The organism is Caulobacter sp. Root487D2Y (genome assembly GCF_001427165.1).
Taxonomy (GTDB): domain Bacteria; phylum Pseudomonadota; class Alphaproteobacteria; order Caulobacterales; family Caulobacteraceae; genus Caulobacter.
The window spans coordinates 512769-538352 of sequence record NZ_LMFD01000010.1 but is presented as its reverse complement, the minus strand read 5'-3'; the positions used below and the strand labels follow the sequence as shown (position 1 = coordinate 538352).

Here is a 25584-nt window from a genome sequence, read left to right as displayed (position 1 = left end):
ACGAGCGACGTCCTTAGGGTCCTGCCACAGAAATGTCCGACAGTCAGAAATTCCCCGTCGCCGCGCACGCCCTGGCCTATCTGGCGCACAAGAACGCCTTTTCGGCCGACCGCGCCGTGGCCAGCGCCGAGCTCGCCGCGTCGGTCCCGACCAACCCGGTGGTGGTGCGTCGCGTGACCGCCATGCTGGGCAAGGCGGGGCTGATCGGCGCGCGCGCCGGCGCCAACGGCGGCGCCTGGCTGCTCCAGTCCCCCGAAACCATCACCCTGGACGTGGTGCTGCGGGCCGTGAACGGCTGCGCCCACCTGGGCGTGGCCCCCAAGGGCGTCAAGGGATGCCCGGTCGGCGAGAAGATCCCGGACGCCGTGCGCGGGGCGATGATCGCCGCCGACACCGCCGTGGCCGACCGGCTGTCGCAGATCTCGGTGGCCGACCTGCTGAACGGCGCTTCGGCCGAGGTCGCGGCCTAGAACCTTCTCTTCTGCTCTTTCCGCCGCCCTCATCGGCGCTGAAACGGCCTTCAGAATAACTGCACCACCAAGTGTTGCCGATCCCCTGGAAACCTGCCGAACCGTGCATACGTAATCGACACGGTTTCAGTTGCGAAACCGACAACCAGTTTCAGGGCTCACCACAATGACCAAGGTCGCCATCGTTTATCACTCGGGCTACGGCCACACCGCCGTCCTGGCCGACAAGATCGCGGAAGGCGTCCGCGACGCCGGCCAGACCCCGGTGCTGCTGAAGATCGACAACGCCGCCCAGGACTTCGCGCCGCTGATCGAGCAGATCTCCGACGCCGACGCCGTGGTGTTCGGGGCCCCGACCTACATGGGCGACGTCTCGGGCGTGTTCAAAGTGTTCGCCGACGCCACCGCCGGCGCCTTCTTCACCGGCGCCTGGAAGGACAAGCTGGCCGCGGGCTTCACCAATTCGCACAGCTTTTCGGGCGACAAGGGCCACGCGCTCGAGAGCCTGACCATCCTGGCCGCCCAGCACGGCATGAACTGGGTGAACCTGGGTCTGGCCCCGCCGAACGTGACCGCCGCCGAACGCGGGCCCGACACGATCAACCGGGTCGGCTCGTTCATCGGCCTGGCCGCCCAGTCGGACAACGCCTCGCCCGAGATCACCCCGCCGGCCGGCGACCGCGAGACCGCCCGCCTGTTCGGCGTCCGCATCGCGCAGGCCGCCGTCCGCTGGACGCGCGGCGCCCAGCCGGCGCTGAGCCAGGCGGCCTAACGAGGTCCCGCCCGTCCTTCCTGATCCCCCAGCCCGAAGGACGGGCTCGCGGCGCTCCGGCGCCGCCGAGGGGGCGCTTGAGCCCGAGCGCCCCCTCCTCCTTTTTTTCGGGCAAGCGTGACGTCCCCTCCGTCACGCCGCTTCGCGACGCGCCACCTCCCCCGTTGCACGGGGGAGGAGAAGGGCGCAGATCCTCCTCACCCGCATCGCGGGGGAGGTGGCGCGATGCGAATGCGCATCGTGACGGAGGGGGCGTTCTGCGCATGCGCTTGAACCAAATCGCCGGTCATGCTTCGTCTTGGTGACGTTACGCAGTTCCTGGACACACGCCGCATGGCTCGCCGTCTCGCCCTGATCACCGGCGCCTCCGCCGGCATCGGGGCCGCCTTCGCCCGCATCTACGCCAGCCACGGCTATGACGTGGCCCTGACCGCGCGCCGGCTGGACCGTCTGGAGGCCCTGGCCGCCGAGATCCGCCTGCGGTTCGGGGTCGAGGCCTATCCGATCGCCGCCGACCTGGCCCAGCCCGAGGCCGTCGACAACCTGCTGGCCGCCATCGAGGCCGAGGGCCGGGTGGTCGACGCCCTGGTCAACAACGCCGGCTACGGTCTGCCCGGCGCCTACGCCCAGACGACCTGGGCCGACCAGAGCGCCTTCCTGCAGGTGCTGCTGGTCTCGGTCTGCGGCCTGACCCACAAGGTGCTGCCGGGCATGATCGAGCGCGGCTTCGGCCGCATCGTCAACGTCGCCTCCCTGGCCGGCCTGGCCCCCGGCGCGGCGGGCCACACGCTCTACGCGGCGACCAAGAGCTTCCTGGTGAAATTCTCCCAGAGCCTGCACCTGGAGACCCAGGGCGCCGGTGTCCACGTCTCGGCCCTGTGCCCCGGCTTCACCTATTCGGAATTCCACGACGTGAACGGCACCCGCGCCCAGGTCAGCCAGAGCCTGCCGACCTGGCTGTGGCTGGGGGCCGACGAGGTGGCCGCCGCCGGCTACGAGGCCGCCGAGGCCAACCGCGCCGTCTGCGTGCCGGGCTCGCCCAACAAGGCCATCGCGGTGCTGGCCAAGCTGGTCCCCGACGACTGGGCCCTGGCCCTGATGGCCAGCCAGGGGGCGCGGTTCAGGAAGGTCTAGGCGCTCTGCGTCCTTCGAGGCCCGCTGCGCGGGCGCCTCAGGATGAGGAGCTTTGTTGCTGAATTCCTCTTCCTGAGGTGCGTAGCGAAGCGAAGCCTCGAAAGACGCAAGGCCCCTACCGGTGCTCGGCGTACGGCGCCTTGGCGTCGGCCCGGATCAGGCCGCGCGTGGCGTCGCCCACGCCGATCAGCACGAATTGCACCGCCAGGGCGCAGAGGATCAGGCCCAGCACCCGCACCACGATGCTCATGCCGATCCGGCCCAGCACCTTGCTGATGATCGGCGAGGCCCAGAACGTCGCCACCAGCACCACCGCCACGGCCGCGATCACCCCGCAGCCCAGGGCCATGCCGGCCAGGCCGAAGCTCTTGGCCTCGCTGGCGTAGATGATCACCGTCGAGATCGCCCCGGGACCGATTAGCAGCGGCATGGCGAACGGCACGATCAGCCGCTCGAACCGCTGCTTGGCGTAGACCCGCGCCGACTGGCCCTCGATACCCTCGGCCGCGTCGGCGAACATGGTGGTGAAGTCGTCGCGCACCATGTCCAGGCCCAGGATGAACAGGATGATGCCGCCGGCGATGCGGAAGGCCGGCATCGAGATGCCGAAGAACTCCAGCAGGGAAACGCCGGTGAAATAGAAGAAGATCAGGAACGCCGCGACGAACAGGCCGATATAGACCGCCACCATCCGCCGGCCGGCGGCGGCCGCGCCCAGGGTGGCGGCGGCGAACAGCGGCACGTTGCCGATCGGATCGATCAGGGCGAACAGGGCGACGAAGAAGTTGACGGCGAGTTCTGCCTGGCTCATTCGACGTGCTTAGCCTTCAATTCGCGCGGGTCCGCATCCTTCTTAGGGTGATGCGACCGTGCGCGCCAACCCCCCGGGGACGTTCCCATGACCGCCGATCCGCGCCTGATCCTGCCGCTCGACCTGCCCAGCGTCGGCGAAGCCCGTCAGATGGTCGAGACGCTGGGCGACGCGGTGTCGTTCTACAAGATCGGGCTGGAGCTGCTGGCCACCGACGGCATGGCCCTGGCCCGCGAGTTGAAGGGCGAGGGCAAACAGATCTTCCTGGACTGGAAGCTGCACGACATCGGCGCGACCGTGGAGCGCTCGGCCCGGGTGTTGGCCGGGGCCGGCTGCGACCTGCTGACCGTCCACGCCGAGCCGCAGGTTATGCGGGCCGCCGTCAAGGCCAAGGCCGGCTCGGACCTGAAGATCCTGGCCGTCACCGTGCTGACCAGCCTGACCGACGCCGACCTGATCGAACTTGGCTATGCTTTTTCAGCCCGTGACCTGGTCGCCCGGCGGATCCGCCAGGCGGTGGAGTGCGGGGTCGACGGCATCGTCTCCTCGCCGCAGGAGGCGTCGCTCGCCCGCGAGATCGCCGGGCCCGATTTCCTGGTGGTGACGCCGGGCGTGCGTCCCTTTTGGTCGGCCAAGAACGACCAGGCCCGCGCCGCCACCCCGGCCGACGCCCTGAAAGCCGGCGCCAGCCACCTGGTCTGCGGCCGCCCGATCACGGCGGCCAACGACCCGCGCGAAGCGGCGCTGAAGGTGGCGGCGGAGATGGCGGGGCACTAGCGCTCGCCATTTAACAACCGTCATCCTCGGACTTGTTCCGAGGACCCCTGCTTCAGCCAAGAAGAAGGTCGACGGTGAGGCGGTGAGCCAGCGGCGGACCTCGACTCACAGCGCGGCGGACCGGGGGGTCCTCGGAACAAGTCCGAGGATGACGGTCCTTAGAAATGTTCAGCCTTGGGTGGGCTAAAAATCCACCGCCACGCCCTTGCGCTCCCAGTCGCCGAAGCGGGTCGGCTCGGGGCCGTCGCGGCCGCCTTCCTCGGTCGGAAGCGCGGCGGCGTGTTCGGCCGCGCGGCGGGCGGCGGCCTCCTCCAGGGCGCGGCGGGCGGCCGGGCTCAGCGGTTTGTCGGGGGCCGCGCCGGGCGGAAGGGCTGGGTCCTGGCTCATTCGCTCACCTGCCAAGGTTAACAAGATTTCATAAAACGACGATTGCTGAACGTGGTTTTGTCTATAAGACGTCCCGCCTTCGCGGCTCGCCCGCGAGGGGAACCACATTCAAGGGGGGACGTCATGCCTCGAGTGTCGTACGCGTTTTTTCTCAGCGCCATCGTCTATGGGATCTGCGGCATGGTGCTGGGCATGGTCATGGGCATCTCTCAGGACCATACCCTGATGCCCGTGCACGCTCACGTGAATCTGCTGGGCTGGGTCAGCCTGGCGATCATGGGCGGCTTTTACGCGCTGGCCGGCGACCGCCGTCCGCCGCGCCTGGCCTGGGTGAACTTCGCCCTGTCGAACATCGGCATCCTGCTGGTCGGCCCGCTGCTGGCCGTGCTGCTGGTGAAGGGCGACATGCGCGTCGTGCCGTTCATGGCGCTCGGCGAAGTCATGCTGGTGACCGGCATGGTGGTGTTCGGGATCGCGGTGCTGCGCACCGCCCGGACCGGTCCCCAAGCGACTTCGGGCTCCGTCGCCGCCTGATTTCCGCTTGCGCTCGCCGTCGCCTCGGGGCACGGCGAGCGGGTGACTCAGGAACTCAACGACGGCCTCCCCGCGCGGGAAGGCGCCCTTGCCCTCATCGACGCGGCCCTGTCGCGTCGCGGGGGCCTCGACGAGGCCGCTTCGGCCAACGCTTTCCGCTTTCTCGAACCGCGGGAGCGCGCCTTCGCGCGCGCCCTGGCCATGGCCGCCCTGCGCCACCTCGGCCCCATCGACCGCGCCCTGGCCGGCAAGCTGGCCAAGGAGCCGCCGCCGCGGGTGCGCAACCTGCTGCGCCTGGGCGCGACCCAGGCCTTCTTCCTGGAGGTTCCGGCCTTCGCCGCCGTGGCCACCAGCGTCGAACTGGCCGGCGCCAACAAGGCCAGCCGCCCGTTCAAGGGCCTGGTCAACGCCGTGCTGCGCGGCCTGCTGCGCGAGGGCGGGCTGTCGGACGCCGCCGAACATCTGGCCCCGCCGTGGCTCTACGCCCGCTGGGTCAGCGCTTATGGCAAGGACACCGCCGACGCGGTCGCCGCCCAGATCGGCTTCGAGCCGGCCACCGACCTGTCGCTGAAGCCCGACTTCGATGCGACCGCCCTGGCGGCCGAGCTGGAGGGCGAGATCCTGCCCGGCGGAACCCTGCGCACCGAACGGCGCGGCGACGTCTCGGCCTGGCCGGCGTTCGAGGACGGCGTCTGGTGGATCCAGGACGCCGCCGCCGCCATCCCCGCCCGCCTGTTGAACCTAAAGCCCGGCGAAACCGCCCTGGACCTCTGCGCCGCGCCCGGCGGCAAGACCATGCAGATGGTCGCGGCCGGGGCCCAGGTGGTCGCCGTCGACCGCTCGCCCGCCCGCCTGGGCCGCGTCACCGAGAACCTGGCCCGCATGAACATGCAGGCCGAGGTGATCGCCGCCGACGCCGGCGCGTGGGACGACGCCCGCACCTTCGACGCGGTGCTGCTGGACGCCCCCTGTTCGGCCACCGGCACCTTCCGCCGCCATCCCGACGTGCTGTGGGCCGCCCGCCCCGGCGACGTGGCCAGCCTGGCCGGCGTGCAGGGCAAGCTGCTCGACAGCGCGGCGGGCCGGCTCAAGCCCGGCGGCCGCCTGGTCTATTGCGTCTGCTCGTTGGAGCCCGAAGAGGGCGAGGCCCAGGTCGAGGCCTTCCTCGCCCGCCGTCCGGACATGGCGCTGGACCCGATCGCCGCGGAGGAGGGCGGCGCCCCCGCCGCCTGCCTGACCCGGCGCGGAACCCTGCGGATCCTGCCCCACCACCGCGAAGGCGGGCTGGACGGTTTCTTCGCGGCGCGGTTCGTAAAGCTCTGATCGCCAAGATTTGAGAGGCGAAAGACCTCGTAAACCCTACGCGACAACGGGCTCGCTTGTAGCGCGAGGCCAAGCCCGTTAAGCCATGGGCATGACCGCGCCGCTGATCGCCCCGTCCATTCTCGCCTCCGACTTCGCCAAGCTGGGCGAAGAGGTCTCCGCCATCGAGGCGGCCGGCGCCGACTGGGTGCATGTCGACGTGATGGACGGCCATTTCGTGCCCAACATCACGCTCGGTCCGGACATCGTCAAAGCGATTCGGCCGCACGCCAAGATCCCGTTCGACGTCCACCTGATGATCAGCCCGGCCGATCCGTACCTCGAGGCGTTCCGCGCCGCCGGGGCCGACCTGATCAGCATCCATCCGGAAGCCGGCCCGCACCTGCACCGCTCCCTCAAGCGCATCCGCGAGTTGGGGGCCAAGGCCGGGGTGGTGTTCAACCCCTCGACCTCCATCGATCACGTCGAATGGATCCTGGAGGACGTCGACCTGCTGCTGGTGATGTCGGTGAACCCCGGCTTCGGCGGCCAGAGCTTCATTCCCGGCCAGCTGCGCAAGGTCGAGGCCCTGCGCAGGATGGTCGACCAGCGGGGCCTGGACGTCATCATCGAGGTCGATGGCGGCGTCACCCCGGCCACCGCCCCGCAATGCGTGGCGGCGGGGGCCACGGCCCTGGTCGCCGGCTCCGCGGTGTTCAAGGGCGGTCCCTCCGCCTATGCCGACAATATCCGCGCCCTGAAGGGCGGCTGATCCAGCGGCATGGAGGGGGCTCCCGCGACAGGTTCCGCCCGTAAATCCTCCGCCCTCGCCGGCGGCCCCTCCGCTCGTGCTCTTGGGGCCCGTGGACGCGCCGCGCGCACCAAGGGCGTGGTCCTCAAGGCGCTGGGCGCGTCGATCAAGGGCAACCTCGAACGCGAATGGTTCGGCTCGCCGCCGCACCGCGCCGCCATCAGCCGACCGCGCCCGGTCGGCCTGGCCGCCCATCCCCACGATCCGCGTCCCGTCGATGTCGAGCGCGGCCGCCAACTTCTGGACGGCCTGCTCGTGCTGGACGGCGGCGCCGTGCGGCTGGGCGAGACCGGCGACCCCTTCGACCAGGCCAGCCCGACGCGCCAGTTCGCCACCGCCCTGCACGGTTTCGACTGGCTGCCGCACCTGATGGCGGCCGGGCCCGGCTCGGCCCGCCTGGCCCTGCGGCTGCTGCAGGATTGGCGTCGGGTGTTTGGGGTCTGGAACGCGTTCTCGTGGAGCGGCGAGCGGCTGGAGCGGCGCACCTTCCACCTGGCCTGCGCGGCTCGCGCCCTGTCGCCCGAAGCCTCCGACGCCGAGATCTCGGCCATGGCGCTGGACATCGCCCGCGGCGCCCGCCAACTGCTCAAGGCCTCGGACGCGCCGCACCGCCGGCTCGAGCGGGCCGTGGTCGTCACGATCGCCGGCTGCGCCCTGTCCGGCAAGGCCAGCGACCGGTTGATCACCCAGGGCCTCAAGCGGGTCAACGCGTTGCTGGACGCCGTGGTCCTGCCCGACGGCGGCCACGCCAGCCGTTCGCCCGAGGCGGGGCTGGAGCTGTTGTTCGACCTGCTGACCCTCGACGACGCCCTGGGCCAGCGCGGCCGGCCCCAGCCCGAGTCGCTGACCCGGGCCATCGACCGCCTGAGCTCGTCGGTGCGCTTCTTCACCCTGGCCGACGGCTGCCTGGCCGCCTTCCAGGGCGGCGAGGCGATCGAGCCGCGGCGGATCGCGGCGGCCCTGGCGCATGACGACCCCGGACCGCGCCCGCCCCAGACCGCGCCACATGTGGGCTACCAGAAGATGCAGGGCGGCAGCCTGCAGGTGATGGCCGACGCGGGAGCGCCGGCCGTCGGCGTGCTCAGCGTCACCGCCTGCGCCCAGCCGGCCGCCGTCGAGATCGTCTTCGGCAAGGACAGGCTGATCACCAGCTGCGGCTGGAGCCCGGAGGCTGTCGGCGCCAACGCCTTCCGGCTTTCCGGCGCCGCCTCGACCGTATCGGTGGGCGACGGCTCGGCCGGACGACCGCTTTCGGGCTGGCGCTCCGACGCCCTGGGCCCTTGGCTGGTCGACGGCGTCACCGAGGTCGAGGTCAAGCGCCACGACGCCGACGTCGGGGTGTGGCTGGACATCGTCCACGACGGCTGGCGACGCCTGGGCCTGACCCACGCTCGGCGGCTCTATCTCGACCTCAAGGCCGACGAGCTGCGCGGCGAGGACAGCCTGATCCCGATCGGTTCAGCCAACCCCGACGGCCCGCGCCGCTACCTGCCGTTCTCGGTCACCTTCCACCTGCATCCGGACGCCCGCGCCTCGCTGGCCCGCGACGGCAAGAGCGTGCTGATCAAGGGGCCGTCCAATGTCGGCTGGTGGCTGCGCAACGACGCGGTCGACGTGGCCATCACCCCCTCGGCCCATTTCGACCACGGCCAGTCGCGCCCCGCCGGCGCCATCCTGCTCAAGAGCCAGGTCCGCCCCGAGAAGGGCGCCAAGATTCGCTGGAAGCTGGCCCGGGCGGCGGATCACTAGGGGCTGTTGAGCGCCCCTCGCGGAGCTCGTCAGGCCGCCGGCGGCGTGCCCGTCGGCTGCACCAGGCTCGGCGCCAGGTTCACGCCGGTCTTGTTGAAGATCACCCAGCCGATCAGCTTGAACGTCGCGTCCAGCAGCTGCTGGGCCAGGACCAGGGTCATGAACTTGGTGAACTGCAGGGTCTGGTTGAAGGCCAGCTGCTGGTTGCGCATGATCATGTCGGCCGCCTCGGCCGGGATCTGGTTGTTGGCCAGGGCCAGCCGCGTCTGCATCGTCGCCTCGGCCAGGCTGCGCAGATAGCCGGCGACCACCGACTTGTTGGCGTTCCACCACTTGGTGGACACCCCGCCCAGCTCGTCCTCCAGCGCCGAGACTAGCTCGTCAACGTTGTCGATGTTCAGGTTCGCGAAGTCGACCATAGGTTCTCGCCCCTTAGTTCTTCATGGCGCCGACGGCCTTGGCCGCCTGGTCGCAGCTGACCATCATGGCCGTGGTCGCCCCGGTTCCGGGGACGACGCCGTAGGTCTTGTGCAGCGTCGCCAGGCCCGAGACCTGGGCGCTGCAGCCCTTGATGAAGCCAACTGTGGCGTCGCGCGCGTCCGCGGCCCGCTTGCCGGCCACCGGCGCCGAGGCGGCGCGCACGGCGACCACCGCCAGGGCTCCCTGGATGGTGGCGTAGGTGTCGACCGCGCCCGGATAGGTGGCCTTGTCCTGGTAGAGGCCCATCTCGGCCTGGGCCGCCAGCTTGGCCACGCTCTCGTAGGCGCTGGTGGTCTTTTCGTCGAGGGTGGCGTCATAGGGCGGGGCGAACAGCGCGCAGGCGCTCAGGACCAGCGCCAGGCCGGCGACGCTCGCGCCGCGGCCCATGGTGCGGATTGCGTGGACAAGGTTCATGTGATGTCTCCCCCGGGGCCAACCATGGGCTGTAATCGCGCCCAGCTCAAGCGGCCTTCGCTACTTGGCCTCGCCCGGCCGGTAGGCGCGCTCGACATGGCCCGTCAGCTGGTCGGGATAGAAGTACACCGTCCGCAGCTCGCCGTTCGCGTAGCGCTGGGTCTGGTCGGTGAAGTGCCTGGACGCCGGGTCGCCGCTTTCGCCGCCGGCCGACACCGCCAGGGCCTTCACCTTCGGCCCGAACTCGACCACGGCCACGAAGCTGTTGCCGCTGGTCCCGTAGTACTTCTTCGTGCCCGGCCAGCGCTTGGCCCCGAACGAGGCCAGCGAGCCCCACTGGCCCGAGGCGAAGGGCACCGGGATCGAGGGCTTCTCGTCATCGAAAGTCTGGACGATCGCGCCGTCGTTGCGCTGGAAGCGGTTGATCCGGCCCCAGGGCGTGCGCCAGTCGCCGAAGTCGGCGGTCAGCCGATCGGAAGCCTCGGCCAGGGCCTCCAGCTTCTGGGCGGGGGTCGTGGTCTCGGCCATGTACCTGTAGACCGACACGCCCTGCTTCTTGGCCTCGCCCGCGGACTTGGCCCACAGGGCCTCGCCCCAGAACACCGCCAGCGAGGTCTCGGTGGAGGCCGCCGACCACTTCAGGTCCCAGGCCTTCAGCGCCGCCATCTGGGGCGCGAGCCGCGCCTTGGCCGGGTCGCCGTCGGGCGTCTCGTCATAGGCTTTCGACAGGGTCGGGATCAGGTCGGCGAAGGCGGTCAGATAGGGGTCGTAGGCCGCCGCGATCAGGGTCGAGGGGGTGAAGTCCTTGCGCGCGCTCAGCACCCGCGTGGCGTGGATCCCGCGCGGCGTCTCGCCGACGCTGTCCATGTAGCGCGGGAAGTCGGCCTGTTTGGGGCTGTAGGGACCGGCCGCCGAATAGGGCCAGTTGTTGGTGTTCATCAGCCAGCCGTTGGGCGGGTTCTTCAGGTGGGGCGCCTCGGAAAGGGCGTGCAGGCCTTTCCAGTCGGTGGCTGGGTCCGAACCATCGACCGGCTTGGTGTAGTCGAAGCGATCGTCGCGCCGGGGGATGAACTGCGGGTGCAGATAGGCCACCTCGCCCTTGTCGTCGGCGAACAGGGTGTTGTTCGAGGAATTGGCCTTCAGCTCGGCCACCTTCAGGAAGCCGGCGTAGTCGACGGCCTTGGTGCGCAGGAACGACTGCTCCAGCGCCTCGACCGGCTTGTACATCATGGCGAAGGCCACCCACTTGCCGCCCCCTTGGCCGTCCGCGGCCCGAACGATCGGGCCGTGGTGGGTGCGGTAGACGGTGAAGGTCTTGCGGGCCAAGGCGCCGTCGGCGGCCTTGTAGGGAACCTCGACCGTCGAGACGGTCACCGGCCGCTCTTCGGTCCCGTACTTGTAGAACAGCTTGCCGTCCTTGCGGGTAATCGTCTCGGCGAACTCGTCGACGACGTCGACCGTGCTGGAGGTGTGCATCCAGCCGGCATGGGCGTTGAAGCCCTGATAGACGAAGAACTGCCCCCAGGTCGCCGCGCCATAGGCGTTCAGCCCCGCGTCGCTGGTCATCTGCAGCTCGGAGCGGAAGAAGAACGAGGTGTGCGGGTTGATCAGCAGCAGGGCGTGGCCGTCCTGGGTGTTGGACGGGGCGATGGCGAAGCCGTTCGAACCCGTCGGTTCGCGAAACGCGACGGCCTGGGCGAACTCGCGGGCCTTGACCTCGACTGAGGCCTGCATCTGCGGCTTGCCGTAGAACGCCTCCAGTTCGCCCAGCGAGATCCGCTCGACGTCGCCGCCGATGCTGCCCTCGGTGAAGCTCAGCGCCATCCAGGGTTCGAAGCGCGTGATGATCTTCGGCTTGGTCGCCGGATGGGTGGCCAGGTAGAAGTTCAGGCCGTCGGCCCAGGCGTCCATCAGGGTCTTCAGCCAGGCGGGGCTCTGGGCATAGCGGGCCTGAAGGTCGGCCGGATCGACGAACAGCTTCATCCGCAGGTCCTGCCAGACGGCCTTCTCGCCCTCAGCTTCCGCGGTACGCCCCAAGGCCGTCAGGTAATTGGCCTCCACCCGATTGAAGTCGTCCTCGGCCTGGGCGTAGACCATGCCGAACACAGCGTCGGCGTCGCTCTTGCCGTGGACGTGGGCGATGCCCCAGTCGTCGCGGACGATCTGGACGCGCGCCGCGGCGGCGCGCTGGCGGGCCAGGTCGGCGGCGGGCGAGGCGGCCAGGGCCGGCGCGGAAAGCGCCGCGCAGGCGGCCGACAGCAAAAGCAGGTTTCCGATACGCAAGACACGCCCTCCCGATCCAGGGAGCGGACCGTCGGGCGCCGCCGGCGCCTTGTCCAGACCCGCGCGAGCGCCAGACGCGATCAGGCGGACCTCGCGCGAAAAGCGGGCGCGGCGGCGGTCAATGGATGTCTGGAAGGTCCTTGGTGGAGCCGAGGGGAATCGAACCCCTGACCTCCTCATTGCGAACGAGGCGCTCTACCATCTGAGCTACGGCCCCAAGGAAGCGCGGAAATACGTTGGGGCGGCGGGCTCGTCAAGCGTCCGGTTGGCTCTATCGGCGGCCATTGCTTGCCAGCGCCGTCAAGGCGCGGCAAGAAGCGGTGCACTTGGACGGGAAGCTCATGGTCGACATCCTCAAATTCGTCTTCTTCATCCTGGATGCGCTGCTCGGCCTGCTGTGGTGGGCGATCATCATCTCGGCCGTGCTCAGCTGGCTGGTGGCCTTCGACATCATCAATCTGCGCAACCGGGTAGTCTATCAGATCAGCACCGTCCTCGACCGGGTGACGGCGCCGGTGTTGCGGCCCTTCCAACGGATCATTCCGCCACTGGGCGGCGTCGACATCAGCCCGATCATCGTGCTGCTGATCATCACCGGCGTGCGAGCCTTCCTGTTGCCGGGCCTGCTCCGGTTCCTGATCGGCCTGACCGGCGGCGGCTACTATTAAGCCATGCGCCTGGCGGTCCGCCTCACCCCGCGCGGCGGGCGCGAGGCGATCGACGGCTGGGCGGTCGACGGCGACGGCCGGCCCTATCTGAAGGTGCGGGTCGCCGCCCCGCCGGTCGAGGGCGCGGCCAACGCCGCTTTGCTGGCCCTGCTGGCCAAGACCCTGGGCGTGCCCAAGTCGTCCCTGTCCATCGTCTCGGGGGCCGGCGCCCGACTCAAGCTGGTCGATCTGGGCGGCTGCGACGCGTTGTCGCTGGCCCGCGCCCTGGGACCGCCCCCCGAGACCGCTTCGTGACCCGTCCAGACAAGGCGTGATCGTGAATCTCAACACGCCGCCGCCCGCGACCTGAAAATACCTGTTCCGATCGGGAACGGGGGCAGGTTCGATCCGTGGTCCGAGAAAAAGACGTCAACGAATCAGGTTTTTCACCCCCTCTTAGCGACACTGTTTCATGCTATGGGCTTCGGCGCGCGGTGGGGACCGCGCGGCACGGGGGGCTGTGTGGGCGACGTACGACATCAGTCGGGAGAGGTGAGGGCGGCGCTCGCGCGTCGCGGCAATCTCCATCTGCGCGTCCTCGCCACGGTGATGATCGCCCTGATGCTGCACGTCTTCATGGGCGCCGCCTGGACTTGGCTGTGGGCCGGGACCTATGCGGCCGCCCAGCTGCTGGAGCTGCTGCTGATCCGCCGGTTGCTGCGGCAGCCCCATCCCGGTCGCGCCCTGCGGTGGGCCGTGGCGGCCATGCCGGCGATCACCTCGATCATCTTCGGATCCCTGTCGCTGCCGCTGTTCGGCTCGGCCGTGCGCTTCGCGCCGACCCTGGGCGGCATGCTGCTGGCCGGCGCCCTGCTGAACGTCATCGTCGTCAATTCCAGCCTGAGGTCGGCGACGATCTCGGCCGCCGCCCCGCACGTCGTCTATCTGCTGATCGTGCCGTTCGTGGCCCGGGCGGCCAATCCGAACGCACCCCTGGCCAGCGCCCTGTGGTGCGGCGTGTTGCTGCTGATCGTCTCGGTGGCCGTGGCCGCCCGCACGCTGGAAAAGGCCCTGACCGCCGAGGCCGCCGCCAAGGAGGAGGCCGAGCGCCGCCGCCACGAGGCCGAGGAAGCCGTCGCCGCCAAGTCGGCCTTCGTGGCCATGATCAGCCATGAGCTGCGCACGCCCATCAGCGCCATCCTGGCCGGGGCGGCGCGCCTGCACAGCGACGTGCCCGACGCCGCCTCCAAGATCCACGCCCAGCTGATCGGCGACGCCGGCGCGATGATGCGCACCCTGCTCAACGATCTGCTGGACCTGTCACGCCTGGACGCCGGGCGGATGGCGGTCGAGCAGGCTCCGTTCGATCTGCGCCAGGCCATGGCCGACACCCTGCGTCTGTGGCGGCCAGACGCCAACAAGAAGGGCCTGCGCCTGCGGGTCGAGGGCGCGGCGCACCTTCCTCGGTGGGTTGCAGGCGATTCCATGCGCCTGCGCCAGGTGCTCAACAACCTGCTGTCCAACGCCATCAAGTTCACCGAGCGCGGCGCGGTCACCGTGCGGCTGTCGACGCGCGAGGCCGGCGACCACCTGGTGTTCGAGGCGATCGTCGCCGACACCGGGCGCGGCCTGGCCGAAGAGCAGCTGGCGCGGCTGTTCACGCCGTTCGACCAACTGGCCTCGAACGTGGCGCGCGAGCACGGCGGCTCGGGCCTGGGTCTGGTGATCAGCCGCGAACTGGCCCGGCTGATGGGCGGCGACCTGACGGTGACCAGCAAGCCCGGCAAGGGCGCGCGCTTCCGGCTGGAAGTCCGGGTCGAGGCCGCCGAAGCGCCGGACGCCCGAGCCGGCGGGGCCGTCATCGAGGGCGCGCGGGTCCTGGTGGTCGACGACCACGTGGTCAACCGCCGGGCCATCGAGCTGGTCCTGCAGTCGTTCGGCATCCAGCCCACCCTGGCCGAGTCCGGCGAGCGGGCCCTGGAGCTGCTGCATTCCGAGGTGTTCGACGTCATGCTGATGGACGTCTACATGCCGGGCATGGACGGCCGCGACGCCACGCGCCAGCTGCGCGCCGCCGACGGCCCCAATCGCGACATCCCGGTGATCGCCGTCACCGCCTCGGCCACCGCCAAGGACTGGGAGGCCTGCCACGCGGCCGGCATGAACGCCCACGTCGCCAAGCCGATCGATCCCAGCCAGCTGCACGCGGCGCTCAGCGAAGTGCTGCCGGCGGCGGCGGCGAGGGCGGCGGCTTAGGTCCTCCCCCCGTGGGGGAGGTGTCGGCGCAGCCGACGGAGGGGGGAGTAATGGGATCTTCCCGCCCGCAGGATCGAACGGCCTAAGACACCCCCCACCGGCCTTCGGCCGCCTCCCCCACAGGGGGAGGGCTGTCGAGCACCTTCGCCAGCCTCTCCTTCAGCGCCGCCTGATCCTTCATCTGACATTCCCACACCGTCTCCACCCGCCAGCCGGCGGCGGTGAGGTCGGCGAGGTTCCGCGCGTCCCGGGCCGTGTTGCGCGCCACCTTGGCCAGCCAGTAGTCGCGGTTGGCCTTGGGCACGCGGGAGCCGCGCGGGCAGTCGTGGCCGTGCCAGAAGCAGCCGTGCACGAAGATCGCCAGCCGCCGGCCCGGCATCGCCACGTCGGGCGAGCCGGGCAGGTCCTTGCGGTGCAGGCGGTAACGCGCGCCGAGATCGGTCAGCAGGCGGCGCAGCAACAGCTCGGGCTTGGTGTCCCGGCTCTTGATCCGGGCCATCACGGCCGAGCGCTTGGCGGGGTCGAAGACGTCGCTCATGGCGTCGTAACGTCCCCGCCGCCCAAAGGGGAGCAGGTCGGGATCAGAGCCCTTCGAACAGCGCCGTCGACAGATAGCGCTCGGCGAAGCTGGGGATGATCGCCACGATCAGCTTGCCGGCGTAGTCGTCGCGCATGGCCAGGTCGAAGGCCGCGGTCAGGGCCGCGCCCGAGCTGATGCCGACCGGTAGGCCCTCGGTCGAGGCCGCCTTTCGGGCCATGGCGAAGCTGTCGTCGTTCGACACCTGGATGATCTCGTCGATCACCCCGCGATCGAGGATGCCCGGCACGAAGCCGGCCCCGATGCCCTGGATCTTGTGCGGGCCCGGCGCGCCGCCCGACAGCACGGCCGAGGCCTCCGGCTCGACCGCGACCATCTTCACCGACGGCTTGCGGGCCTTCAGCACCTGGCCGACGCCCGAGATGGTGCCGCCGGTGCCGACGCCCGAGACCACGGCGTCCACGGCGCCGGCGGTGTCGTTCCAGATCTCCTCGGCCGTCGAGACGCGGTGGATCAGCGGGTTGGCGGTGTTCTCGAACTGCTGGGGCATCACCGCGCCGGGCGTGGCGTCGATGATCTCCTGGGCCCGGGCGACGGCGCCGCGCATGCCCTTCTCGGCCGGGGTCAGCTCCAGCTTGGCGCCCAGCAGCAGCAGCATCTTGCGACGCTCGATCGACATGCTCTCGGGCATGACCAGGGTCAGCTTGTAGCCCTTGGCGGCGGCCACGAAGGCCAGGGCGATGCCGGTGTTGCCGCTGGTCGGCTCGACGATCACGCCGCCCGGCTTCAGCAGGCCCTTGGCCTCCAGATATTCGATCATCGCCACGCCGATGCGGTCCTTGACCGAGGCCAGCGGGTTGAAGAACTCCAGCTTGGCCACGACCGTGCCCTTGGGCTTCAGTTCGGCGGTCAGGTTGGGCAGGCGGACCAGCGGCGTGTCGCCGACCGTGTCGAGGATCGAGTCGAAGATCTTGCCGCGCCCGGCGCGCTTGAACCGCGCGGCGTCGTAGATCGAGGAGGCGTCGTCCATGGGAAGTCTCGCTTGGCTGGATTGGTCGGCCCCCAAAAGGGGGGTTAGTTCGGGAAGCGCGATAACCGCCGAAACCGGCAACCACTTTCGGCTATCGCGCTTCCGAGTCTAATCCACCTTAGGCCGTGGGTTTTGGCGTGTCAGCGGCTCATTCGGCGGCGAGCGGCGCAGATTTCCTGAGGGCGAGCGGAGTCAGAAGCCGCTCCGACAGCCAGCGCACCACCGGCGCGGCCACCCCGTCGCCGATCACATGCAGGCCGGCGGTGGCGCTCCCGGGCAGACGATAGGCCTCGGGCAGACCCATCAGCCGAGCGCCCTCGCGGGGGCTGAGCAAGCGCGAGCGGACCTTGCCGTCGTCGATCACCAGCAGGGTCTGGCGCGAGGAGCCGCCGCGCGGGGTGCGCAGGCAGCCGGCCAGGCCGTCGAAGCGGATCTCCGCCCGCTGCTCGCCGCTGCGCATCCGCCGGAAGACCGCGCCGACCGCCCGCTCGCCGCTCTGGACGCGGGCCTCGACGGCGGCGCGGTGGGCGGGGGCCATCATGTCCAGCAGGGTCGTCGTCGCCTCGTCCGTCCGCCAGGTCATCTGGTCGTCGGGTTCGAGCAGGGCGGCCAGATCGGTGTTTCTGGCCGGCGGGGCGGGCAGGCCCCACCAGGTCCAGGCAGCCGCCAGCTCGGCGGGCAGGCGCGCGTGGGCCTCGCGCACGGCGCGGGTCTGGAACGGGCTGGTCCCCGTCAGGCCGTCGACCGGCAGGCGCGTGGCGATCACGAACACTCGGGGCCGCGACTGCGGGACAAAGCGGGCGGCGTCGATCTCCAGGGCGCCGAAGCGGTAGCCCTGGCCGGCCAGGGCGCGGCACAGGGCGGTGAAATCGGCGCCGCCGTGCGAGGTCAGCAGACCCACGACGTTCTCGACCACCACCGTGTCGGGGCCGCGGCCTTCGGCGGACAAGGCCTCCATCAGCTTCCAGAAGCCGAAGAAGGCCGAGGACCGGCCGCCTTGCAGGCCGGCCCGGGCCCCGGCCAGGCTGAAGTCCTGGCAGGGGCTGGAGGCCCAGGCCAGATCCGCCTGTCCGGGCAGGTCGGCGGGAGCGATCTTCCAGACGTCGCCCTGGTGGAAGTGAGACGCGGCGTCTTGGTGGTTGTCGCGATAGGTCGCGGCCTTGACCGGGTCGAAGTCGTTGGCGAAGGCGCAGGTCCAGGCCTCGCCCAGGCCGAGGCGCGCCATGCCGCCGCCGGCGAAGAACTCGTAGAAGACGGGAGGGGCGTTCCGATTCATCGCGCGGGAGTCTAGCGTGAGCCGCCCATCCGAGGATAGCGCCGCCATGCTTCGTCCCGCCGCCGCTCTTTGCCCGACCCTGGGCCTGACCCTGGGCCCGACCCTGGGCCTGATCCTGATGCTCGCCGGTTGCGGCGAGGCGCCGATGGGCGCGTCCGAGGGGGCCTCGACCGCCCCGGCCGACGCCCCGGCCTCGGCCCCGCCGGGACCGGACTTCTCCGGCGACTTCCGGCTGGTCGGGACCGAGCCGTTCTGGGGCGGGCGGATCCAGGACGACGGCCTGACGCTGTCGCGGGCCGGCCAGCCGGACGTCGGCGCGGCCAACACCGGCGTCCGGCTCGAGGGCGACGCCGGCGTCTGGGGCGTGGGCGGTCTGGTGTTCAAGCTGCGGCCCGAGCCCTGCTCGGACGGCATGTCGGACCGGCGGTACGGCTATCGCGCCGAGGTGACGATCAACGGCCAGGTGCTGAAGGGCTGCGCGGCGCGGCCAGCCGAGCTGGACGCCCAGCCGAGGCCGTAAAATTCCAACAATGCTTTGTCATCCCGGCCGTAGCGTAGCGAAGAGCCGGGACCGACGCGTGAGCGCCGCGCTTGCGGCGGTCCCGGATCTTCGCGCTGCGCGCTTGTCCGGGATGACAGGTCGCTAGTTCCCCACGTCCATCAGCTCGTAATGGCCGCGCGCGTCGAGGTTCTGGCGCACGGCGCCGGGGACGGGCAGCAGCAGGCCGATCGAGACGGCGGCGACGGTGGCGAGGGCGAAGAGGGCCTTGACGGGGGCGGCCATGACGGCGGGTCCTGTTGAACGATCTCCGCCGAGGAGCGGCTGATCAGCAACAAAGATGGTTGCGGTTCGTGGGCGTTCAAGAGGGCGCCGTCCCGCATCCCTGAAATTCGTTGATCACCGTTCTCGACCTTGCCGAATCCGGCCCCGCGCGCGAACCATGCTGGCGCTTCAGCTGGACCTTGGGGGGAGGGGACGTGACCGCCGAAGAGACGCTGCAAGCCGGAGCGCGGGGCGCGCGCCGCTTCCTTCGCAACCCCGTCGCCGGATGGATGGCCTTCGCCGGGCTCGGCGCCGCGTTCTGCGTCGGGGCCCTGGTCCTGGCCTCGCGGCTGACGGCGATCCCCTATTGGCAGATCCCCTTCATCACCTCGATCGCCCTGGTGATGGGCGCGCCGCGCTCCGAGCCGGCCAAGCCCAAGGCCCTGATCGGCGGACACCTGACCGCGGCCCTGGCCGGCTATCTGGTCCTGCTGGTCGGCGGCTCCTCGCCGACCCTGGCGGCGGTCGCGGTGGGGCTGGCGGTGATCGCCATGCTGCGGCTGAAGGTCTTCCACCCGCCGGCGGCGGTCGACGCCTTCCTGGTGGTGAATCTGGGCTTGAAGATCGGCTACCTGTTCAGCGTGATCCTGCTGGGCGCGATGCTGCTGGCTGGGTTTTCGTTCGTCTGGCGAAAGCTGACCGACCGGGTCGTTCCCCGGCCGGAACCCGAGCGCGAGCCTTAGTTTCCGACGTCCATCAGCTCGTAATGGCCGCGCGCGTCGAGGTCCTGACGCCCGGCGCCGGGGACGGGCAGCAGCAGGCCGATGACGACCGACAGGACGGCGGCGAGGGGGAAGAGGGCCTTGGCGGCCATGGTCTTGATCTTTGTCTGGCGGCGCGCTGGTGGGGGAGGCCGTGTTCCGGACGGCTTAAATAACGGCGTTCCGCGGGGGATCAACCGGGCTCATCATTAATTCGGCGCAACCTTCGGGCGGTCCGCAACCAGAACGATAACGCATCAAGCCGCTGAATTCGTGAAGAATTCAGCGGCTTGGCAAGTAAGTTTCGACTTAATCCGCGCGGTGGATGGGGACAGGCGCATGCGCCTGTCCCCAGCTGCTGTCAGAAGATCTCGAACAGACCCGCCGCGCCCATGCCGCCGCCGATGCACATGGTCACCACGCCCAGCTTGGCCTTGCGGCGCTTGCCTTCCAGCAGCAGGTGGCCGGCGCAGCGGGCGCCGGTCATGCCGAACGGGTGGCCGATGGCGATCGAGCCGCCGTTGACGTTGTACTTCTCCGGATCGATGCCCAGGCGGTCGCGGCTGTAGAGGCACTGCGAGGCGAAGGCCTCGTTCAGCTCCCACAGGTCGATGTCGTCGACCTTCAGGCCGTGGCGTTCCAGCAGGCGCGGCACGGCGAAGACCGGGCCGATGCCCATCTCGTCGGGCTCGCAGCCGGCGACGGCGAAGCCCTTGAACAGGCCCAGCGGCTCGAGGTTGCGGCGGGCGGCTTCCTTGGCGTCCATGATCACCACGGCGGCGGCGCCGTCCGACAGCTGGCTGGCGTTGCCGGCGGTGACGAAGTTGCCCGGGCCTTTGACGGGCTCCAGCTTGGCCAGGCCCTCAAGGGTGGTCTCCGGACGATTGCATTCGTCCTTGGAGACCACGTAGTCGACCAGGCTCTCTTCCTTGGTCTCCTTGTTGACCACCTTCATCTTGGTGGCCATCGGCACGATCTCGTTGTCAAACAGGCCGGCGGCCTGGGCGGCGGCGATCCGCTGCTGGCTGCGCAGCGAATACTCGTCCTGGTATTCGCGGCTGACGTTGTAGCGCTTGGCCACGATGTCGGCGGTGTCGATCATCGCCATCCACAGGGCCGGATGGGTCTTGAGCAGCTTTTCCTCGGTGATGTGGAAGCGGTTCATGTGGCCGCCGGCGTTCACCAGGGAGATCGACTCGACGCCGCCGCCGATGGCGACATTGGCGCCGTCGTTGCGGACATAGTTGGCCGCGGTGGCGATGGCCTGCAGGCCCGACGAGCAGAAGCGGTTGATGGTCTGGCCCGAGACGGTGATCGGCAGGCCGGCCCACATGGCGGCGTTGCGGGCGACGTTCATGCCGGTGGCGCCCTCGGGGCCGCCGCAGCCCAGGGCCACGTCTTCGACTTCGCCGCCTTCGAGGCCGGCGCGCGACACGGCGTGCTGGATGGCGTGGCCGGCCATGGCCGCGCCGTGGGTGTTGTTGAACCCGCCGCGGACGGACTTGGCCAGGCCGGTCCGGGCGTAAGAGACGATGACCGCTTCGCGCATTTGGGCGCACTCCCCTTTAAAACGTTAGTTTGAATTGGCGGCCACCCTAGACCGGGATTTCCCTCCGCGAAAGGTCACGCGCACGTAAAGCAGATCAGGTCGTGATAGCGGTAACATTCGCCAGGCAAAGCTTTAGAGCTTGACCATTGCGTTACGCTGTCACGAAGAGAACTCGGGACATTGTTGCCCGTAATCCACTCGTCCTCGGAAAGATCCGTGCATCCGCGCCACGGTTTAGTTTCGCGTTGACTTTCATTGATTCGAGCAAGAACGCTTAGGTTGTGGCCAATAACTATAATCAATGGCCGCTAAAAAACATAAGCGGGAGGAATTCATGCGCCCCACGACCCTTGGCTCAATCCATCGTCGGCACGCCTTGCTGGCCGCGACCGCCTTGGCGGCGTCGATCGCCCTGCCGGCGGTCGGCTTCGCCCAACAGTCCAACACCGTCGAGGAACTGATCGTCACCGCCACCAAGCGCGACGCGACGATCCTGGACGTGCCGTTCTCGATCAACGCCCAGACCGAGGCCGACATCCAGAAGTCGGGCGCGGTGACGCTTGAGGACCTGTCGCGCAACGTCGCCAGCCTGACGATCCAGAACCTCGGCCCGGGCCAGAGCCAGGTGTCGGTGCGCGGCGTCTCGGCCGGCCAGGTGGTCCGCGACCAGCCGGGCGTCAAGGAGCAGGTCGGGGTCTATCTCGACGAGTCGGTGATCTCGCTGTCGCTGTTCACGCCCGACGTCGACCTGTTCGACCTGAACCGCGTCGAGACCCTGCGCGGCCCGCAGGGCACGCTGTTCGGCTCCGGCTCGGTCGGCGGCACCATCCGCTACATCACCAACCAGCCCAAGCTGGGCGCCCAGGAGGGCGTGGTCGAGGCCAACTTCAACGTGCTGCAAAGCAGCGACGTCGGCGGCTACATCAAGGGCGCGGTCAACCTGCCGCTGTCGGACAAGGCGGCCCTGCGGGTGGTCGGCTACGACACCCAGTACGCCGGCTTCGTCGACGCCCTGGGCGAGGGCGGCACGCGCAAGAACAACGTCAACGACGGCTATCGCCGCGGCGGCCGGGTCTCGCTGCTGTTCCAGCCGACCGACGCCATCAGCATCACGCCGCGCCTAGTCTATCAGGAGATCCACGCCGGCGGCTTCAACCGCCAGGAGGCGTTCAACCTGTTCGCCAACCCGTTCACCACCACCCGTCCGGCCATCACGATGGGCGAGCGCGAGCAGTACCTGCTGCTGGACGAGAGCTTCGGCGACAAGACCTTCCTGGGCGACCTGACCGCCTCGTTCGGCTTCGACGCCGTCGAGCTGACCTCGGTCACCAGCTATATCGACCGCAAGATCGACGTGAATCGCGACGCCAGCGCCCTGACCGGCAGCGTGTCGGTGGACCTGGGCTTCCCGGACGCGGCCGTCACCCTGCCGTCCAAGCTGGTCGACACCACGGACCTCGAGCAGTTCACCCAGGAACTGCGCCTGAGCTCGGACAACGACAGCCCGTTCCAGTGGCTGGTCGGCGCGTTCTATTCGAAGGTCGACCGGGTCTATAACCAGCGGCTGCCGACGCCCGGCTACGACGCCTATACCGACGCGACCCTGGGGGCAGGCACCTCGGCGGCCGTGGCCAACGGCTTCCCGCTCAACTCGCCCTACAACGCCTCGCTGCCCTACGACATCGAGCAGAAGGCGGTCTTCGGCGAGGCCAGCTACGAGTATCAAAAGCTGACCGTGACGGCCGGCGGACGCTATTACGACTTCAACGAGGAGCGCCGTTTCACCTCCGGCGGCCTGTTCGCCAACGGCGACGACCAGGTCGACAACACCTCGTCCGACGGCTTCACCCCCCGCCTGCTGCTCAGCTACAAGGCCACCCCGGCCCTGACCTTCAACGCCCAGGCCTCCAAGGGCTTCCGGCTGGGCGGGGTCAACGACCCGCTGAACCTGCCGCTGTGCTCGCCGCAGGACGCGGCGATCTTCGGCGGCTTCCAGTCGTATGACGACGAGACGCTGTGGAACTACGAGGGCGGGGTGAAGTCGCGGTTCGGCGGCGTCACCTTCAACGGCGCGGTGTTCTACACCGACATCAAGAACCTGCAGACGACGCTGGACGCCGGCTCGTGCTCGTCGCGCGTGGTGTTCAACGTGCCCAAGGCCCACACCAAGGGGATCGAGGGCGAGCTGTCGGCCCGCCTGGCGCCCGGTTTCGACCTCAGCGTCTCGGGCAGCCTGCTGGAGGCCGAGTTCGACTCCACGGTGCGCGACGGAACAGGGACGGTGATCGGCGGCATCCGCGAAGGCAACCGCCTGCCCTCGGTGCCCAAGTTCCAGATCTCGATCAACGCCACCTATACGCGGACCCTGACCGACACGATGGACGGCTATGTCACCGCCTCATACCAGCATGTCGGCGACCGCTACACCCAGGCCAGCGACCAGGAGAACAACCCGCGCTCCTTCGTCTCGGGCCTGCCGTTCGGCGGGGCCTCGGGCAACGACGCCACCGTGCTGGACCTGCAACTGCCCAGCTACGACATCGTCAACTTCAGCGCCGGCCTGCAGATGGACAACGGGCTGGACCTGATCGCCTATGTCAACAACGCCTTCGACGAGAACCCGCTGTTGTCGTTCGACCGCGAGCGCGGCGGCCGGGCCCGACTGGGCTACACGATCGGCCAGCCCCGCACCGCCGGTCTGACGATCCGCAAGTCGTTCTAAGTGGAGCCGGGGACATGCCCTCGCGGCGTGTCCCCATTTCAGCCGCGGCGCTTGTTTTTGGGGACACGCCGCAAGGGCGTGTCCCCGATCCTACTTGGGCTCTGACAGGAAATCGGCGTGCCGGTGGATCATCTTCCAGTCGCGGTCCTCGCGCCGGAAGATCTCGGTGACGCGCAGGCTCATCCGCGCCGGTTCGTCCTTTCCCACGAAGCGGACGGACGCGTGTTGCAGGCCGGTCCAGTAGGCCAGGTCGCCGCTGGCCTGGCTGTGCAGGATCTCCAGCGTCGTCTCGCCGCCGGCCGCCATGCTTCGGGCGCCGCGGACGTTGACGGCGGTGACGTGGCCGGCGCCCTGCTCGCACCCGCCGCCGGGCGGGAAGAAGGTGGCCGGATTGGCTTGGGCGGCGATCTCGGTCAGCGGGTCGGCGTCGCCGTTGACATAGGCCCGCGCGACCTTCCGACGCTGGTCGAGGAAGGCGGTGAAGTCGTCTTGATCGGTCATCGAAACCTCCTGATCACCCGCCGAGAACGCGCGACGGCGCTGGAGGTTTGTTTCAGCGCGGCAGCACGGTCAGGCCGTCGGGCAGTTCGTTGGCGTCGTCGGGGCGCGGCGGGACGTGGGCGGCGAGGATGGCCCCGGTCCGGGCGATGGCGGCCACGAAGCCGTCGGCGATGCGGCCGTTCTTCAGTCCGGCCACCATGTCGGCCACCACCTCGTCCCAGACCGCCTTGGGCGCGGCGGCGTGGATGCCCTCGTCGGCGATCACCTCGACCCGGTGCTCGGCCAGGGCGGCGAAGATCAGCACGCCGGTGCGGTGGCGGGTCGTGTGCAGATCCTTGGCCAGGAAATAATCCAGGGCCGCCTGGCGCACCCGGGCCGTCTTGACGGCGCCGGGGATCAGCCCTCGGCGCACGGCGGGGATCCAGACCAGGGCGGCGACGACGGCGAAGATCGCCGCCTGCAGGCCGACATAGGTCAGCAGGGCCGAGAGGATGGCGACGTCCTGGGCGGCGGCGTGGCCGATGCTCCAGCCGCCGAACAGCCGGCTCAGCATCTCGGGCCGGAAGCCGGCCAGCAGGGCCAGGGCCGGGACCAGCAGCGCCGCGCTGGCCGCCCAGATCAGCGGAACCGAGCGGTCGTCGCCGACCTCGGGGGCTAGCACGCAATAGATCTCGCCGGCGGTGGTCTTCTCGGCGTCGGCCACGGCCTTGGCGATGCGGTCCTGGTCGGCTTGCGAAAGGCTTTTCATCACCAGCTCCCTGAAGATCCGCCGCCGCCGAACGAGCCGCCGCCGCCGGAGAAGCCGCCCCCTCCGCCGCCGCCCCCGTGGCGGCCGCCGCCGCCGCTGAGCATCCCGTTCAGGATGATCCAGGGCAGGGCCGAGCCCAGTCCGCCGCCGCCCCGCCGCCCGCGACGTCCGAACATCTGGCTCAGCACCACGATGACGACGAACAGGATCAGCAAGGCCAGGATCGGCGAGGGGCCGGTGTTGCGATCGGCCTCCTGCGAGACCTTGAACGCTTGGGCCGCCTTGGCCTTGGCCTCCTCGTCGGGCAGGGCCAGCTGCGCGATGACCGCGTCGGTCCCGGCCGTGACCCCGCCTTCGAGGTCGCCGGCCTTGAACTTCGGCAGCACGGTCGTCTGGATGATCAGGCTGGACAGGGCGTCGGTCAGAATCGGCTCCAGGCCGTAGCCGACCTCCAGGCGCACCTTGCGCTCGGTCGGGGCGACGATCAGCAGGGCGCCGGTGTTGGTCCCCTTCTGGCCGATGCCCCAGGTGCGGCCCAGCTGGTAGCCGTAGTCCTCGATCTCGTAGCCCTGCAGGTCGGGCACGGTGGCCACCACCAGCTGGCGGCCGGTGGTCTTCTCCAGGTTCTCCAGCTTGGTCGTCAGCTCGGCCTCGACCTGGGGCGACAGGATGTTGGCGTTGTCGACCACCCGGCCGGTCAGGGCCGGGAAGGCGGGGGCGGCGGCCAGGGCGGGGGTGGCGAAGAGCAGGATGAACGCCGCGAGCAGCCAACTCCTCACCCGTGAAACGGGGGAGGTGGCATGGCGCGGATACGCGACATGACGGAGGGGGCGTCGTGCGGTGACCGGAGCGCCCCCTCCGTCACGTCG

At 69.7% G+C, this 25584-nt stretch carries 28 protein-coding genes, 1 tRNA gene and 1 pseudogene; 14 read left to right on the top strand and 16 right to left on the bottom strand.

Annotated features, from left to right (window positions below):
* Positions 1–32: 32 nt before the first annotated feature.
* Together ASD38_RS12410 and ASD38_RS12405 are read left to right on the top strand one after the other, a co-directional pair.
* Positions 33–470, top strand: coding sequence for an Rrf2 family transcriptional regulator (locus ASD38_RS12410; RefSeq protein ID WP_056460374.1), 438 nt, complete (start codon positions 33–35; stop codon positions 468–470).
* A gap of 166 nt (positions 471–636) precedes the next feature.
* Positions 637–1242 (top strand): flavodoxin family protein, encoded by a 606-nt coding sequence (locus tag ASD38_RS12405; RefSeq protein ID WP_056440083.1) that lies wholly within the window; start codon positions 637–639, stop codon positions 1240–1242.
* A gap of 125 nt (positions 1243–1367) precedes the next feature.
* On the opposite strand, the pseudogene ASD38_RS25115 reads toward ASD38_RS12405, so the two are convergent.
* Positions 1368–1505, bottom strand: a pseudogene (locus ASD38_RS25115) (hypothetical protein); the annotation flags it as partial.
* 70 nt (positions 1506–1575) lie between these two features.
* On the opposite strand from ASD38_RS25115, the gene ASD38_RS12400 reads away from it, so the two are divergent.
* Positions 1576–2376: an SDR family NAD(P)-dependent oxidoreductase gene (locus ASD38_RS12400; protein ID WP_056440085.1), complete on the top strand. Its 801-nt coding sequence runs from the start codon at positions 1576–1578 to the stop codon at positions 2374–2376.
* Positions 2377–2491: 115 nt separating this feature from the next.
* Here the strand turns inward: ASD38_RS12400 and ASD38_RS12395 are convergent, their stop codons facing one another.
* Positions 2492–3187, bottom strand: a complete 696-nt coding sequence (locus tag ASD38_RS12395; protein WP_056440087.1) for a MarC family protein — start codon at positions 3185–3187, stop codon at positions 2492–2494.
* A gap of 87 nt (positions 3188–3274) precedes the next feature.
* Here ASD38_RS12395 and pyrF point away from each other — a divergent pair, with 87 nt between their 5' ends.
* Positions 3275–3964, top strand: a complete 690-nt coding sequence (gene pyrF, locus ASD38_RS12390) for an orotidine-5'-phosphate decarboxylase (protein WP_056440088.1) — start codon at positions 3275–3277, stop codon at positions 3962–3964.
* Between the two features lie 183 nt (positions 3965–4147).
* Here the strand turns inward: pyrF and ASD38_RS12385 are convergent, their stop codons facing one another.
* Positions 4148–4351 (bottom strand): DUF1674 domain-containing protein, encoded by a 204-nt coding sequence (locus ASD38_RS12385; RefSeq protein WP_156390686.1) that lies wholly within the window; start codon positions 4349–4351, stop codon positions 4148–4150.
* Positions 4352–4474: 123 nt separating this feature from the next.
* On the opposite strand from ASD38_RS12385, the gene ASD38_RS12380 reads away from it, so the two are divergent.
* From ASD38_RS12380 to ASD38_RS12365, 4 genes are all read left to right on the top strand, one after another.
* Entirely contained in the window at positions 4475–4885 is a 411-nt protein-coding gene (locus tag ASD38_RS12380; protein ID WP_156390685.1) for a hypothetical protein, read from the top strand.
* A 42-nt stretch (positions 4886–4927) separates the two neighbouring features.
* Entirely contained in the window at positions 4928–6208 is a 1281-nt protein-coding gene (locus ASD38_RS12375; protein ID WP_056460372.1) for an RsmB/NOP family class I SAM-dependent RNA methyltransferase, read from the top strand.
* Between the two features lie 91 nt (positions 6209–6299).
* Positions 6300–6959: a ribulose-phosphate 3-epimerase gene (gene rpe / locus ASD38_RS12370; RefSeq protein ID WP_056441102.1), complete on the top strand. Its 660-nt coding sequence runs from the start codon at positions 6300–6302 to the stop codon at positions 6957–6959.
* Between the two features lie 9 nt (positions 6960–6968).
* Positions 6969–8747 (top strand): heparinase II/III family protein, encoded by a 1779-nt coding sequence (locus ASD38_RS12365; RefSeq protein ID WP_082560745.1) that lies wholly within the window; start codon positions 6969–6971, stop codon positions 8745–8747.
* 29 nt (positions 8748–8776) lie between these two features.
* On the opposite strand, the gene ASD38_RS12360 is transcribed toward ASD38_RS12365, so the two are convergent.
* From ASD38_RS12360 to ASD38_RS12345, 4 genes are all read right to left on the bottom strand, one after another.
* Positions 8777–9166, bottom strand: coding sequence for a hypothetical protein (locus ASD38_RS12360; protein ID WP_056460370.1), 390 nt, complete (start codon positions 9164–9166; stop codon positions 8777–8779).
* Positions 9167–9179: 13 nt separating this feature from the next.
* Positions 9180–9641: a hypothetical protein gene (locus ASD38_RS12355; RefSeq protein ID WP_056460369.1), complete on the bottom strand. Its 462-nt coding sequence runs from the start codon at positions 9639–9641 to the stop codon at positions 9180–9182.
* Positions 9642–9701: 60 nt separating this feature from the next.
* Positions 9702–11924 (bottom strand): penicillin acylase family protein, encoded by a 2223-nt coding sequence (locus ASD38_RS12350; RefSeq protein ID WP_235523829.1) that lies wholly within the window; start codon positions 11922–11924, stop codon positions 9702–9704.
* A 141-nt stretch (positions 11925–12065) separates the two neighbouring features.
* Positions 12066–12141 (bottom strand) — tRNA-Ala (locus ASD38_RS12345).
* 124 nt (positions 12142–12265) lie between these two features.
* On the opposite strand from ASD38_RS12345, the gene ASD38_RS12340 reads away from it, so the two are divergent.
* The 3 genes from ASD38_RS12340 (at position 12266) to ASD38_RS12330 (ending at position 14827) form a co-directional block, all read left to right on the top strand.
* The gene (locus ASD38_RS12340; RefSeq protein WP_156390730.1) at positions 12266–12592 is read left to right on the top strand and encodes a YggT family protein; all 327 of its coding nucleotides are present in this window, start codon (positions 12266–12268) and stop codon (positions 12590–12592) included.
* A gap of 3 nt (positions 12593–12595) precedes the next feature.
* Positions 12596–12886 (top strand): DUF167 family protein, encoded by a 291-nt coding sequence (locus ASD38_RS12335; RefSeq protein ID WP_056460367.1) that lies wholly within the window; start codon positions 12596–12598, stop codon positions 12884–12886.
* 162 nt (positions 12887–13048) lie between these two features.
* Positions 13049–14827 (top strand): ATP-binding protein, encoded by a 1779-nt coding sequence (locus tag ASD38_RS12330; protein WP_442857030.1) that lies wholly within the window; start codon positions 13049–13051, stop codon positions 14825–14827.
* Positions 14828–14909: 82 nt separating this feature from the next.
* Here the strand turns inward: ASD38_RS12330 and ASD38_RS12325 are convergent, their stop codons facing one another.
* The 3 genes from ASD38_RS12325 to ASD38_RS12315 all read right to left on the bottom strand — a co-directional run bounded on the left by ASD38_RS12325 (position 14910) and on the right by ASD38_RS12315 (position 17671).
* Positions 14910–15365, bottom strand: a complete 456-nt coding sequence (locus tag ASD38_RS12325; RefSeq protein ID WP_056460366.1) for a very short patch repair endonuclease — start codon at positions 15363–15365, stop codon at positions 14910–14912.
* A gap of 43 nt (positions 15366–15408) precedes the next feature.
* Complete coding sequence (gene cysK, locus ASD38_RS12320) at positions 15409–16395, bottom strand: cysteine synthase A (RefSeq protein ID WP_056440105.1); 987 nt, start codon at positions 16393–16395, stop codon at positions 15409–15411.
* A gap of 148 nt (positions 16396–16543) precedes the next feature.
* The gene (locus ASD38_RS12315) at positions 16544–17671 is read right to left on the bottom strand and encodes a DNA cytosine methyltransferase (protein ID WP_056460365.1); all 1128 of its coding nucleotides are present in this window, start codon (positions 17669–17671) and stop codon (positions 16544–16546) included.
* A 46-nt stretch (positions 17672–17717) separates the two neighbouring features.
* Between ASD38_RS12315 and ASD38_RS12310 the strand changes: the two genes are divergently transcribed.
* Positions 17718–18191 carry a COG3650 family protein gene (locus tag ASD38_RS12310; protein ID WP_235523828.1) on the top strand — a complete coding sequence of 158 codons (474 nt, stop codon included), beginning with the start codon at positions 17718–17720 and terminating at the stop codon, positions 18189–18191.
* 123 nt (positions 18192–18314) lie between these two features.
* Here ASD38_RS12310 and ASD38_RS24310 read toward each other — a convergent pair whose 3' ends face one another.
* Positions 18315–18455, bottom strand: a complete 141-nt coding sequence (locus tag ASD38_RS24310; RefSeq protein WP_200946006.1) for a hypothetical protein — start codon at positions 18453–18455, stop codon at positions 18315–18317.
* A 194-nt stretch (positions 18456–18649) separates the two neighbouring features.
* Between ASD38_RS24310 and ASD38_RS12305 the strand changes: the two genes are divergently transcribed.
* Positions 18650–19177 (top strand): HPP family protein, encoded by a 528-nt coding sequence (locus ASD38_RS12305; protein ID WP_235523827.1) that lies wholly within the window; start codon positions 18650–18652, stop codon positions 19175–19177.
* Here the strand turns inward: ASD38_RS12305 and ASD38_RS24895 are convergent.
* Complete coding sequence (locus ASD38_RS24895) at positions 19174–19308, bottom strand: hypothetical protein (RefSeq protein ID WP_268760966.1); 135 nt, start codon at positions 19306–19308, stop codon at positions 19174–19176. The genes ASD38_RS12305 and ASD38_RS24895 overlap by 4 nt on opposite strands.
* Positions 19309–19556: 248 nt before the next feature.
* Positions 19557–20744: an acetyl-CoA C-acyltransferase gene (locus ASD38_RS12300; protein ID WP_056460364.1), complete on the bottom strand. Its 1188-nt coding sequence runs from the start codon at positions 20742–20744 to the stop codon at positions 19557–19559.
* A gap of 334 nt (positions 20745–21078) precedes the next feature.
* Here ASD38_RS12300 and ASD38_RS12295 point away from each other — a divergent pair, with 334 nt between their 5' ends.
* Complete coding sequence (locus tag ASD38_RS12295) at positions 21079–23466, top strand: TonB-dependent receptor (protein ID WP_056460363.1); 2388 nt, start codon at positions 21079–21081, stop codon at positions 23464–23466.
* A gap of 90 nt (positions 23467–23556) precedes the next feature.
* On the opposite strand, the gene ASD38_RS12290 is transcribed toward ASD38_RS12295, so the two are convergent.
* The 3 genes from ASD38_RS12290 to ASD38_RS12280 are packed head-to-tail and all read right to left on the bottom strand — an operon-like array spanning position 23557 to position 25494.
* Positions 23557–23967 (bottom strand): YybH family protein, encoded by a 411-nt coding sequence (locus ASD38_RS12290; protein ID WP_056460361.1) that lies wholly within the window; start codon positions 23965–23967, stop codon positions 23557–23559.
* Between the two features lie 52 nt (positions 23968–24019).
* The gene (locus tag ASD38_RS12285) at positions 24020–24715 is read right to left on the bottom strand and encodes a TPM domain-containing protein (protein ID WP_056440117.1); all 696 of its coding nucleotides are present in this window, start codon (positions 24713–24715) and stop codon (positions 24020–24022) included.
* Positions 24715–25494, bottom strand: coding sequence for a TPM domain-containing protein (locus ASD38_RS12280; protein ID WP_156390683.1), 780 nt, complete (start codon positions 25492–25494; stop codon positions 24715–24717). The genes ASD38_RS12285 and ASD38_RS12280 overlap by 1 nt, the downstream gene beginning before the upstream one ends.
* Positions 25495–25584 lie beyond the last annotated feature (90 nt).